Annotated in this window: 13 protein-coding genes, 1 tRNA gene and 2 pseudogenes; 7 read left to right on the top strand and 9 right to left on the bottom strand. The window is 43.2% G+C overall.

Annotated features, from left to right (window positions below):
• Window positions 1–1,254, top strand: a complete 1,254-nt coding sequence (locus tag HNR65_RS17265) for an McrC family protein (protein WP_181552784.1) — start codon at window positions 1–3, stop codon at window positions 1,252–1,254.
• A 62-nt stretch (window positions 1,255–1,316) separates the two neighbouring features.
• Here the strand turns inward: HNR65_RS17265 and HNR65_RS17260 are convergent, their stop codons facing one another.
• Window positions 1,317–2,048: a DUF6946 family protein gene (locus HNR65_RS17260; RefSeq protein ID WP_435051295.1), complete on the bottom strand. Its 732-nt coding sequence runs from the start codon at window positions 2,046–2,048 to the stop codon at window positions 1,317–1,319.
• Between the two features lie 301 nt (window positions 2,049–2,349).
• Here HNR65_RS17260 and HNR65_RS17255 point away from each other — a divergent pair, with 301 nt between their 5' ends.
• Entirely contained in the window at window positions 2,350–2,754 is a 405-nt protein-coding gene (locus HNR65_RS17255; protein ID WP_181552782.1) for a TspO/MBR family protein, read from the top strand.
• Between the two features lie 459 nt (window positions 2,755–3,213).
• Window positions 3,214–3,300 (top strand): annotated as a pseudogene (locus tag HNR65_RS17885) (ATP-binding protein); the annotation flags it as partial.
• Between the two features lie 186 nt (window positions 3,301–3,486).
• Here the strand turns inward: HNR65_RS17885 and HNR65_RS17250 are convergent.
• Window positions 3,487–3,639 (bottom strand): hypothetical protein, encoded by a 153-nt coding sequence (locus HNR65_RS17250; RefSeq protein WP_181552781.1) that lies wholly within the window; start codon window positions 3,637–3,639, stop codon window positions 3,487–3,489.
• 228 nt (window positions 3,640–3,867) lie between these two features.
• Here HNR65_RS17250 and HNR65_RS17245 point away from each other — a divergent pair, with 228 nt between their 5' ends.
• The 3 genes from HNR65_RS17245 to HNR65_RS17235 all read left to right on the top strand — a co-directional run bounded on the left by HNR65_RS17245 (window position 3,868) and on the right by HNR65_RS17235 (window position 6,359).
• Window positions 3,868–4,593, top strand: coding sequence for a hypothetical protein (locus HNR65_RS17245; RefSeq protein ID WP_181552780.1), 726 nt, complete (start codon window positions 3,868–3,870; stop codon window positions 4,591–4,593).
• A 340-nt stretch (window positions 4,594–4,933) separates the two neighbouring features.
• Window positions 4,934–5,269, top strand: coding sequence for a type II toxin-antitoxin system RelE/ParE family toxin (locus HNR65_RS17240; RefSeq protein ID WP_181552779.1), 336 nt, complete (start codon window positions 4,934–4,936; stop codon window positions 5,267–5,269).
• A gap of 13 nt (window positions 5,270–5,282) precedes the next feature.
• Window positions 5,283–6,359, top strand: coding sequence for a helix-turn-helix domain-containing protein (locus HNR65_RS17235; protein WP_181552778.1), 1,077 nt, complete (start codon window positions 5,283–5,285; stop codon window positions 6,357–6,359).
• Between the two features lie 504 nt (window positions 6,360–6,863).
• Here HNR65_RS17235 and HNR65_RS17230 read toward each other — a convergent pair.
• The 6 genes from HNR65_RS17230 to HNR65_RS17205 all read right to left on the bottom strand — a co-directional run bounded on the left by HNR65_RS17230 (window position 6,864) and on the right by HNR65_RS17205 (window position 10,592).
• The gene (locus HNR65_RS17230) at window positions 6,864–7,466 is read right to left on the bottom strand and encodes a hypothetical protein (protein ID WP_181552777.1); all 603 of its coding nucleotides are present in this window, start codon (window positions 7,464–7,466) and stop codon (window positions 6,864–6,866) included.
• A 357-nt stretch (window positions 7,467–7,823) separates the two neighbouring features.
• The gene (locus tag HNR65_RS17225) at window positions 7,824–8,060 is read right to left on the bottom strand and encodes a hypothetical protein (protein WP_181552776.1); all 237 of its coding nucleotides are present in this window, start codon (window positions 8,058–8,060) and stop codon (window positions 7,824–7,826) included.
• A 208-nt stretch (window positions 8,061–8,268) separates the two neighbouring features.
• Window positions 8,269–8,475 (bottom strand): hypothetical protein, encoded by a 207-nt coding sequence (locus HNR65_RS17220; protein ID WP_181552775.1) that lies wholly within the window; start codon window positions 8,473–8,475, stop codon window positions 8,269–8,271.
• Between the two features lie 232 nt (window positions 8,476–8,707).
• Complete coding sequence (locus HNR65_RS17215; protein WP_181552774.1) at window positions 8,708–9,250, bottom strand: hypothetical protein; 543 nt, start codon at window positions 9,248–9,250, stop codon at window positions 8,708–8,710.
• A gap of 387 nt (window positions 9,251–9,637) precedes the next feature.
• Entirely contained in the window at window positions 9,638–10,303 is a 666-nt protein-coding gene (locus tag HNR65_RS17210) for a BRO-N domain-containing protein (RefSeq protein WP_181552773.1), read from the bottom strand.
• Window positions 10,304–10,379: 76 nt separating this feature from the next.
• Window positions 10,380–10,592 carry a hypothetical protein gene (locus HNR65_RS17205; protein ID WP_181552772.1) on the bottom strand — a complete coding sequence of 71 codons (213 nt, stop codon included), beginning with the start codon at window positions 10,590–10,592 and terminating at the stop codon, window positions 10,380–10,382.
• A gap of 532 nt (window positions 10,593–11,124) precedes the next feature.
• On the opposite strand from HNR65_RS17205, the gene HNR65_RS17200 reads away from it, so the two are divergent.
• Window positions 11,125–11,272: transfer RNA gene (locus HNR65_RS17200), tRNA-Leu, on the top strand.
• Between the two features lie 222 nt (window positions 11,273–11,494).
• Here the strand turns inward: HNR65_RS17200 and HNR65_RS18230 are convergent.
• Window positions 11,495–11,887 (bottom strand): annotated as a pseudogene (locus HNR65_RS18230) (type IV pilin protein).
• Window positions 11,888–12,090: the final 203 nt, after the last annotated feature.

Here is a 12,090-nt window from a genome sequence, read left to right as displayed (position 1 = left end):
TTGGAATCAATAACCCTGATTGAACATGAGGTGCTCCCGATTGTGCCCCGTAGATCCGGCAATCAGCGGGCGATCACCGCGGAACAGGCGCGCGCGTTAGAAAAACTGGGCAAAAAGTTGCCGGGAAACGTTTTTTCCTGGGGCCGTGATTCTGTCAGGTTTTCGCAATATTGCGGGATCATCTGCCTTGGCAATCTCTTGCTGGAAGTGCTGCCGAAAATTCACGGCCAAGAAGAGGAACCCGGCACCTGCCGGAAAGCGTTGATCAGCATGCTGATCCGGGCGAGATGGCTGAAACTGCAACGGGGTGGTTCTGCCGGCATTGCCTTGCAAAAGTGCGCGTTATTGGACGTGTTTATCCTCCATTTTTGCGACCTGCTCCATGAGGAAATCAAACAGGGCATGATTCGTCTTTATATTGAACGCAATGAAAATCTGCCTGTCCTCCGCGGGCGTTTGTTAACAGAGCAGCAACTCAAACGTAATATGGTTCACAAGGAGCGCCTGTATTGTCGATACGACGAACTGAACGCGGATAACATCTATAACCGGATCATCAAGTATGTACTGAAAATGATGCTGAAAATGCCGATCGGCAGGGAAGCAAAAAAGAAAGTCACCGGGTTGGGGATGCGATTTGATGACATCAGTGACGTGAAGGTGGATGTGCGAATGATCAACAGCCTAAAATTTGATCGTACCACCTGTCGTTATGAACCTGTTTTTAATCAGTGCCGTTGGTTTGTTCAGGGCGTCTATCCGGATGTCTCGGTCGGTCAGAATCCTTGTATTGCCCTTCTGTTCGACATGAACCGTCTCTTTGAATTATACGTGGCGGATATGTTCAGAAAAGCGACTCGGACGGAAGGCAAAACAATGCAGACACAAAAACCCCAAAAATATATGGTGCGGCTAAAAGAGCAGGAAAAAGAACTGTTTTTGATGAAGCCCGATATGGTTTTTCTTGATAAAAACAATGTATTCATTGCCATTGCCGATGCCAAATGGAAATTGCTTGATGAAAATGAGAAAAAACTCGGCATTTCCCAGGCCGATCTTTACCAGATGGCCGGCTATGCCATCCGCTACAAAGTGAACCGCCTGGCCCTGGTATATCCCAGGCAGCAATCACTTCAGCGCCCCATAAACCTTCAAATCCAAGGTTCCGGGGCGTTTATAAAAATTATACCTGTAGATGTGACTGCCGAGAAGAGCAATAAAGATGACTCCTGTCGTTTGCTGATACGTGCATAATTTTTGAGAAAAGCGGGGGAAGTATGGCTATTTGTGGTTTACTCAACTTTCGGGGACCAATGCTAATTTAACCTTATCGCCTTCCCGATTAAACACTCAACGCCTTTCACAGCTACTGGATCACTCAACATGCCAATAGCAGGTTTATCAGTCCCAATGATTCTCAAAAACAATTCAAAATCAGCACTGTTCTCCTGCAAACGATCGGCAGTAGTGAGATCTGTCTGAAATTCATGAACAATAAAGACCGCAAGTTCAGACAAATCCTTTTTGGCCTGTAAGATTGTTCCACAAAAGCCTGCCAGAAGTTGGTATCTGACCTCACCCCAATTGGATAACTCACCGCCGACCATTTCAAGTAGTGCATCAATTCTTTCCGGCGCTTTTGTGTGCTCCCCCTGCTCCCTGCGCCGGCACTGTCGATTCCTGTACCCAGAGACCGTATCGTTACCAAATGGTTCGTCTGCTTTTGCCTCGATGCAGATAGTAACTTGTTCCAGACGAGTTCTTCCAATAATCCACAGGTCATGATTCCTGCCCTCACCTCGTTCGGGCAATCCGGTTACAAGCTCTGGTACAGCCTCTATAAGCTGCAAATCCTCAAGCCTTGGCTTTGAAAGAAGGATGTTTTCTATTTCCGGAGGCACAGCCGGAGCATCATCAGGAAACCAGGCTTTTGCAAGCTCCATGGCGCTGCGGCCTTCCTTCCACTGATAATCTCTCTTCGGGCGGGGCCATTCGGCCCAGGAGTGCAAATGCCTGCCGTCATGAGATTTGATAAATGGGGGCTTCATATAAACAATCCATATTAAGGTTGATGTTTCAAAATGATATTAACAAGGCTATTGCTGTTTTTAAAGAAAGAGCATTTTAATCTGCTAAATCCTTAAAAATCCCCTTTCTAATGCTATGGCACTGCCACCTTTATTTAAGCTCAAATTTGAAGCAAAAACTCCCTCTCACGCATCCGTTTCAGCCGGAATTTTTTCTTCTTTCCGGACACGATGCGGATTTGTTCCAAAACGGAAAATATACAGCGGGCAATGAAAACCTGAACAATTCGCTACGAGTTTGTAACTGCCGCCCATTTACATTATGATGGGCGTCGCTGCCTGGTTCGTCTGGAACAGATACGGAATGAAGGTAGCCAGGGCCGAGCTTTTCGCTTTTCTTATCCAGCTGGTGTTAAACGGGTTGTGGACCAGAATTTTCTTCGGCATGCAGGAGCCGGGATGGGCGTTTTTTGAGATCCTCCTGCTTTTGGCCGCCATTGTTATAACAACAATATTGTTTTTCAAGAAAAACGCCGTGGCTGGATGGCTGATGGTTCCATATATGCTCTGGGTTGGGCTATGCCTCGACTTTAAATGGCGGTATCTGGATGATGAACTGATTGTCTGGAATATGGATGCGTCCTGGCAAACACCTTGCCGAGTTCGCCAAAGGCTCCTGTGTCGACGATCTCTCCTGGAGGTAGGCCACACCCTTACCGTTTCTTAATTTTTATTTGGACACCAAGCGTTTCTGGGCGAAACTCTCTGATAACATTTTTACAAACCGCATAGTGCATACTGAGTCATACGACCGTAGGTGTTTTTTTTATAATATGAACGAGCCTGTATGGTAGCCCTTATTCCGGCAATGTGCCGCAAGGGGGCTTTGTTGGGGCGGGCCATGATAGCCGCATGGTGCACTTATACATCCACAACAGTCAAGCGACTACAAACATGCTCTCTTTTATCCGGAACTGCAATCTGGTTGGGATAGCGGGGAGTTAGAAAACTCTGAGCCGTCAGATTCAGGAAATTAAAAAATCAAAAAAACGAAAATTACCGACAACCGCATATAGCCCCAAAGCCCAGAGTGTTATGGATGGCACCCCGGGAAACCTGGCAAATCCGAGCCATCAGAGTGAGGAGAATACAAAATCAAAAATGCAAAAAATTCTGGACACTACCTGCCATACTCGACCGCCTGGTCCACAATGCTTACCAACTCAATTTGAAAGGAGGCTCTATGAGGAAAAAGAAAAGAAAGTTGACTTAGGCCCGTTAATTTGTGAGAAAAGAGATAGCGTCGCTTTGCTCCGAAAAAATGGTCGCCATGGAAGGGAATGGATGGCCGAGATCAATCGGAACAGGCGGCTGACTTTCTCCGGAACAGGTGGCCGGAATCGTCCGGAATGAGTGGCCGAATTCACCGGAATATGCAAATAATTATAGTTACCATGGATTATGCCTCCTCTTTTGAAGTTAACCGCATGATTTTATAAGCATGCTTTATGCGCCAGTCGTTGTCATCACCAAAGGCCAGGAGCAGGTAAAGAATCGGTTTTTCCTGATAAGTTTCAAGTTCGTCAACTCTCTTTTCAAATTCTGTCTCCATGATTTACCCTCTTGATTTGATAAGTATTTTTCAGTATTGATTTAAAAAACCGTGGGCATTGTGACTTTTTGAAACCACCTCCGCCCTGAGGACGGGAAGAAGCCTTGGAAGATCTCTTGATAAGCACTCAGGCTCCTCAGACGATAATAATGGCACTAGGTCAGGGGGAATAACCCTCGATAAAAGTATCCTGAAATTTAGAAAGTCATGAATTTTGCAGGAGGACCCATGGCTATAAATCTCTTCCATAGAAAACAGGGTTCCTTTCCTATCATCTCTTTAATAATCTTAATGGTTATATTTGTATTGACTTTTAATGTAATTCCGGAAGGTTTTGCCGCTAAGCTTGATTATAAAAAATATAAAAAACGGCTTGAAGAAGTCACTGGCAGAAATTGTACTCGTGCAGAAATATTTAATATTGTCGGGCGAGATGCATTTGATCCGGCAACCATACCCAAGCAACCTTCTGATAAGCCTGCCGATGATAGGTTAGAAGCCAAAACACTTTGCTCTCACGAGCATGGATTTTCTATAGACATTCCAAATGATTGGGCGAAAAGAAAACCGAAGCAACCTCAAACTTTATTCAGTTTTGCAAAGATGGGGGCAGGACAAAATTTAAATATTAATGTTTTGGATGCTAAGGGGAAAGCTTCTATTAAACAAATTCCATTGCAGCAACTTTTTTATCCTTTTTATGAATCCATTCAAATTATAGAAAAAAAATATATAAACAAAGATGGAATGTTTCTGCTCACATGCATATATGAACTTCGGAACGGAAATCTTAAAAAAAGATTAGAAGGGGCGCATAATCTTAAATACTTGACGGCTTCATGGATTAAGGATCAAAAGTTGTTTACTATCACTTTTACGGATTCCAAGGCAGAGTTTGGTAATAACCTGCCGGCATTTAAAAACATTTTGGGTTCAATTTGTTTTGAAAAATAGGCTCTTCTGTCTTCAAACAAGAGGCTTATAATAATATACTAAAATTGCTTGAAAAAATATTTAAACATACTCTCATATTAATCATTTTTCTGTTGCCTTTATGGGTCCTTTTACCTGTGGCTGTTGCCGGGTTATTAAGTGGATGGTTTGGATACATGTTTGGTGTTTTTTTAGGGATACTTTTTGGGGCTTGGTTTTATGGCGCGGGAAAAATGATGTTTCCTTTTGATAGCGGATTTTTCAAGCATGAATTTTGGGAAATGTAGGTTCTTATGCGGTATTTGTGTGTTTCAAAAAAAATTAACATATCATGTTAACTTTTTCTTGCATTATAGGCCTCATGGAAATATATTTTAAAACAAAGCGGCTTGCAAAAATATGCAACAACCAAAAAGAAGCCATAAAAATTCATGGAACTAAAATGGCAGCAAAGTTGGGGCAGCGGATGTTCGAACTTAACGCAGCCAAGTCGCTAAAAGATATTTCGAGATTACCTCCGGCACGATGCCATCAGTTATCAGGAAATCGACAGAATCAGTTCTCTGTTGACCTTGAACATCCTTTTCGGCTTTTGTTTATTCCTGCGAATGAACCTCTGCCACGGCTGCCAGATGGTGGGTTTGATTTAGAAAAAATTACGGAAATCGAAATTATCGCAATTATCGATACACATTAAAGAGGAACCCCAAATGGTACGGGCCAAAAAACAATATAAATTTGAGCCGGATTATGCGGTTCTGCCGGGTGAAACCTTAAAAGAGGTAATGGATTCGCTCAGTATGAAGCAGAATGAGCTTGCTTTGCGCACTGGCTTAACGGTTCAGTCTATAAATCGAATTTTAAAAGGGGATCAGCCCATTACATATGAGACTGCCAATAAACTGGAACTTGCAACGGATGTGCCCGCTCATTTTTGGAACAACTTGGAAATTCAATACCGAGAACAGCTTGCGAAAATTCAGGAACAAAAACAGCTTGAAGCTGACATTAACTGGCTTAAAACAATTCCGGTGAAAGAATTGATTGAAAGGGGCGTGATTGAGCCCCAAAAAGACGAGTTGATGCTTTTAAAAGAAGTTCTGAAATTTTATGGAGTAAGTAGTGTTACCGCGTGGAAGGTTATCTGGGAAGCTCCGGCCGTGGCTGCAAGACGGTCCAAGTGTTTTGAAACACGCGTTGAAGCTGCAGCAACCTGGATTCGTTTAGGAGAACTACAGGCGCACGAAATACAATGCCAGCCCTTTAATAAAAGCAAATTCAAAAAAGTCGTGTCGCATATTCGTGGTCTGACTAAGGAAAAACCCGGGCTTTTTACAAGGGAAATGATCGAACGTTGTGCCGAAGCCGGTGTTGCAATAGCCTTCGTGCCGGAGATGAAAAAGGTGCCCTGGCAAGGGGCAACCAAATGGCTGTCCGCCTCAAAAGCCATGATCCTGCTCAATCTTCGATATAAAAGAGAAGATATTTTTTGGTTTTCATTTTTTCATGAAACCGGCCATGTGCTGAATGATGAAAAAAAATACCTTTATATCAACGATGGAACAAATGATGATCCGAAAGAACACCAGGCGAATGAATTTGCAGCGGAAACACTTATTCCGAGAAAATGGGATAAGCAAATTAAACGTATTCGCTCCAAAGCTGAAATCACCCAACTTGCTAAAGACCTTGATCTTCCTCCCGGAATCGTTGCCGGCCGTTTTCAGCACTTGACTGGGAAATGGAATTATTTTAACGGGCTTATCCGAAAATTTAAGTGGTCATAAAAAAGTTCTGTTGTTTAAGATTCACAGTAACTACTGCAACCCAAAAAAATATCCCAGCTAAACATTAAAACGTCCAAATCAGAAACAAAACTTTCCTCTCACGTATCCGTTTCAGCCGGAATTTTTTCTTCTTTCCGGACACGATGGGGATTTTTTCCAAAACGGAAAATATACAGCGGGCAATGAAAACCTGAACAATTCCCTACGAGTTTGTAACTGCCGCCCATACATTCCAGGCAGTGTTTGCGTATTGTCTTAACCGAAGGGCGCCCGCGCCCCATTCGATAGGGATAAAACCAGCATTGGCCGTTGGGATCACCCTGGCCATACATTTTGTCGTCGCCGTACGCTTTGATTTCGCTGGCAGAGCCGACACATTGAACGCAAAATTTTCTGATTGCCTTTAACGGTATCACTTTGAATCCTCCGTCAGTACAAGTTGCATAATGGTTTCAAAACAAAATAATAAAGTCAGATCAGCCGTATCCATGCTCATCTTTCAGTCTAAATTCGAATGCCAAGCTGCGTAGCCATAATATGGTTGATTTTGTTTTCTACCCTCATTGCATCGATTCTAAGGTTGGTATAGGTTCGCTGGTGCATATGTTTCGGTTTCGGCCCAAAAATTGAATCAAATAGGGATTGGCTGGCTCCTAAGCGTCTCCGGATTTTCCAGGCTTTCCGCATGAGACGATCCAGATCACCCTCCTGGGAACTGGCATATGTCAATCCATAGCAATGACGACAGCGAAAATATTTGCCGGCCGCATATATAATCGCCACTCGCTGATTACAGCCCGGGCATCGGAACCAGAGTCGATAGCCGCCGAAATTGCATGGAGTCTTGTCAAATGGGACGATTTGTTGAACCGGAACCCACTCGCGATTGTTTGCCCGGTGCTGATAAGACAGATCTATATTGTTTTCCTGCACCCGGAAACTGATGGAAGCTGTCTGCTTTCCATTTTCAAACCATGCCCACTGAATGATCGAACCTGGCTGAAGACAATTTTTTCTGGCCAATTGGCGCACATCAAGACCATGATGTCTCTCCACAATATCCCGAGTGCCGATTCGGATTCTATTTCCTGATCCCCAGCCTCCCATATTTCATCTCCTGAAATTTTGCCCAAATCAATTGGAAAATTTAACCTTTAAAGCAACTGCCGTCATTTCCCGCAGGAAAATCCATTCATATCAAAACTTATTGTCAGCGCAGGCATTAAAATTCCATACACCTGGAGTTTTAAAAATGTTCCGCCACCGTTTTTACGGCTTGATAAACTTTATACGATACGAAAGATAGTGTCTACACATCCGCCGGGCGTTTACAGGTCCGCACCGTAAATTTCCTGGAAGGACCCGGCTCTTGTAAATGTTAACAAAAGCTAACATTTTTCATGGGTAATGCCGTAGCATGGGAAATGAAAAATCGTTCTGGAAACGGCCTCTATATGAACGATTTCAACCACCAGGACGACTATCAGCCATGAGCTGATAAAGAACAGTAGCACCTGTCTCTTTTGCAGCCCTGTCCCGGAGGACCTTGTCAGATTCACCAGCGAGCCGCCGGACCTTAACACCATTTCCCTGCCACCCGGCAACCTCCACGCCATGATACCCGACAAATATCCTGGGCGGGTTCTCAGTCAGGCCGGATTTACGTTCCAGTTTTTCGATCCGAGTTTTCAGTCTACCCATGTGCTGACCACCATTTCCTGCCATGCTTCCGGTGTCAGGGCTGCCGTTGCTAACAGATACCCGCACCTCGGAGGGGCTTTTGGTAAATCCATGAATCGGTCATATTTCTGGCCACGGTAGATGTATCCGCCGGAGCGCAAAACATGAACCACGCTGCCACCAGAAGAGCCGTTTCGATTCTCCAGACGCTTTATCCGGTCACGTATGCTCAGTTAATTTTCCTTTCCATTTGCGTTTCCAATGCCTCAATGCGTTTTTCAAGATCCGAATCTTTGATAATGCCGGACATGACGCTGGCAATGTAGGTCACGCACCGAGCATGAGCTGCATCAACGTCGCCGGTCTCCAGCCGATTGCCAATGTCAGCCAGCCATCGCCGGAGGTCATCGAGCGATTTCAGTCGCCGCTTCTTCATAGCACCCCCTGGGGTTATCCAGTAAATCTTTGCCAGTTATGGGTTTGCGGTGAATTTTCATTGCAAAAAATATCCTTGTCAGTCCCGGTCTGCGAGCAGACGTCGGAGGGCCAGTATCGACCTGTTTCGGTCCCCATCCCCCTAAAACCCCTAAAACCAAACAATACAAATATGGTAGTATGTATATGTGCGGTAGTGAGGGTAAACCACCCCTGGAGCCGAAAAGCCCATTTCATGAGGAAACCGTATTACTTGTGGGTAAACCACCCTTGTTTTTGGGGATAACTGGTTTACCTGCAGTACCGTGTAGTGGTTTACCTGTAGTACCGCTTATTTTTTTGGGGTTATGTTTTTGCCGACCATACTTTCCATTTATCTGAATCTCTCTGACAACATCTCCAGGAGACCATTTCCGCCAGTCCTCAGTGATACCGTAAACCTGATAGTCGCCTTTGTTGCCGCCCCCTTGCTTTACAACTTTCAGGAAGCCATGGGCCAGAATTTGCTTGAAAGACTCCCATATGGTTTTCTCCGAATATCCCAGACGGTCTTTGATTTCGTTGTAACTTAAAATTATTTCATCACGATTAATCATGACAAAGGTATACTTTTGGCCTTTCTTCTGTGGCTTGCCCTTTGTGGTGGGGAAAATAATTTCATAGTAAGCCAAAATCAGAATATCCTTGGCTGCTGGTCTCAGTTTGCGAAATGCTGAAGACACGTATAGCTGATAGGTCAGATAGGCGGGATATTTTTGGGATTTTTTATCACGCATAAGCGCCCCCCACGCTTACCTCTTCAGAAACTTTTTTTCCCTGGGAAGTTTGCCCTATATGACCTTTTTTTGTATTTGTGAGCCGATATTGAAACAGGGGGCAGTCCACTGAGGGACAAAGTTGCACCTCTTTTCTTTGACCCAACGTACACCAAAGGCAATAAGCGCGGATGGCTTTATCCCGTTTTTTGGGATTTTGTTTGCTTGTGATCAATCTGAACTGATATAATGGACAATCACTGAAAGGGCATTCTCTTACTTCTTTTGCCGAAAATCCGCTGCAATCAAGGCATCGAGCCCGAATAGCTTGCCGCCGATTAAGGTCAACTATTTTTGAGCCATCTTTCCCGAGGATTTTGCTTTTCAAAGAGCTTGTCCTTTCGGCATCTATGCATTCACTGAGAAAGTGTCAAAAATTTCCTCCAAGACATCTTCCCTATAACTGTTGACGACTCCAAATCTTTCATCTGGAACCCTGCAAATATCAACACTCCATTCACTTGAAAGGCGAGTCGCTTTTCTACCTTTCCTGGTAGCTTCCTCAATCCCAATTTTGTAATTATTCAGTTTGCACCAGGCGGTTATCGTCCAGTAACCTGTGTATCCTGAATTTTCATGGGATTTAGCCTCAAGAAGTGATAGCCGCTGATCATGTTCAATTTGTTTTGTTTCTATGTTTTTGAGTGCTTGGGCAGACCGGATGATAAGGTCGATTTCGGAGGATGTATCAATTTCATATTTTCCGGTGCTACGAATGGTGGGTAAAACTTCATGGGTAATCCATCTTTTAAAATTTTTGGCCTCTGGTTTGTTGGATCTCAGTATCAGGGAATAAAGACCAGCTTCGCTAATAGTCCATAATTCACGATTTTGACCTGATACGTGTAAAGTACGTATCAGCTTTTCATCATAATCAAGCCTTGCTACAGCCTGTGGTGTGTCATATATATCCAACACCTCACAAACATCCTTGGCAATCCACCACGGGTCTCCGCCATCATCTTGAACCACTCTGATTTGCTTCGATCTATACTCAAATGGAATTAAGTTCATAAAGCTTTCTCCTTTCTTTTTAATTTCGGCATTGATTCCGATCCGATTTTTAATTCAATAGTTAGAAGCTCTGGATTTAGCAGCGGCCCCGGTTTAACATCCACGCATCCCCCTCATCCGGTATAATTTTAATATATTTTCCTGCCTTAATGTGCGGCAGACGGTCTTTTCCGGTTTTTCGAGTGTAGCGATATCCCCATGAAACTGGCAGCCCCCAACGATCGCAGAACTCTTGCAGGGATTCGGGTTCAAGTTTTCTTTTGAAATTGAAATTTTTCAAACTGTCCATACAAATCTCCCTTGAATCAAATTGTTTGTTGTTATAAAAAATGTTAAAAAAAGAATATCAAAGGGGACGTACAGGCAACAAGCAGAAGAACGATAAGATGGCAAACAACTAACTGAAATAAATGTTGTTTTTTTTATAAAAAAATAGTATTACATGTAATACGGTATAAAACTCTAAAGGGCCTTTATGTATAATGGAAAATAAAATTCCCACCATTACATGGACAGTCCGAAACGTACCGATAGAGTTAAAAAATGAAATAGTGGGTTTGGCAAAGCTTAACGGAATAACAACTGCCGAACTACTGGAATTGATCTTTAACCATTGGAAGGAAACTTATTTGAAATCGCAATAAAGTAAAATCAAAATAGTTTGAACCGCTTCATTCAACTATAGAACAGACCCTTGGTACCATCAATCCAAATCAATCCTATATCCAGAATTGAATAACCGGCTTTATGTATGGCTGATATCAATTTCTGAAAAGCAAAGGCCTGCTGTGACCAAATCGTGACCACAATAAAAAATAACAGGGTTAAAAATGGTCAAAAGACAAAAAATGTAAAATTCAAATTCATTTGTTATTATTGTTTCTTATCACACCTTGGTTGATCTTACCAATAAAATCAGACACCTTCACACGGTAGAAGTCACTGGTTCAAATCCAGTACCGCCCACCACCTATAAAATCAGCGCCTTATGGCGCTTTTTTTGTCCGGGATTTTTGCCGCCCATCTCATCAGATAACCCCCCTGATGCACTGCATGGAAACCAAAGCAGTGCACTTTCTCCTTGGATGCATGGACATTGAATGTGCGGGACACTCACTGATAATTCAATTTTCAGGTCAAAAAGGCGCTCAGGAAATGTCAAGATTTATCAGCGTTATTGTTTTACGCGAATTATTGGCATGCGTTGGCAACATTTTGAAGGGTAGCGTTTGAAGTTATGGTCCAGACATCCTGCGCTCCGTTTATCGTCGCTTGCGCCCGTGCCTGGAAATACCCGGCCGTATTGTCAACAACAGGTACAGTGATATGGTATGCGGTGCCTCCTTTTGTTTTAAATCCTATCATATTGAAATCATTTTCGTCTTTATAGACGGAATGTTCTGAGAAATAACTTTCCTCCGCTGTCCGCAGGGCACCCAGAAGACTTTTCGCCTCTGCCTGTTTCGCCTTGCACTAGTGATTCATAAAATTAGGGATGGCGATTGCCGCCAGAATTCCAATGATTGCCACTACAATCATAAGCTCAATCAACGTAAAACCTTTTTGTATATTGGATTTTTGCATATCGATCTCCCTGATAAAATATTGTTGAGCCTGTTTTTCCTTTTTCCTTGATCGTAGTTCTTTTTTATTTAAGCAATAAATATGCCACTTTTTTTATAACGTTAAACCCTCAACTTTCGGGGATGAAATTTAGCCGATATTAAAATTCAACTTACTGATATTATTATTAGTATTGACGGGCTTCGCTTTTTTTGATACTTTTA

This window comes from Desulfosalsimonas propionicica (assembly GCF_013761005.1).
In the GTDB taxonomy this organism is placed as follows: domain Bacteria; phylum Desulfobacterota; class Desulfobacteria; order Desulfobacterales; family Desulfosalsimonadaceae; genus Desulfosalsimonas; species Desulfosalsimonas propionicica.
The sequence above is the reverse complement of the archived record's forward strand: the minus strand, read 5'-3'. Positions and strand labels throughout refer to the sequence as shown.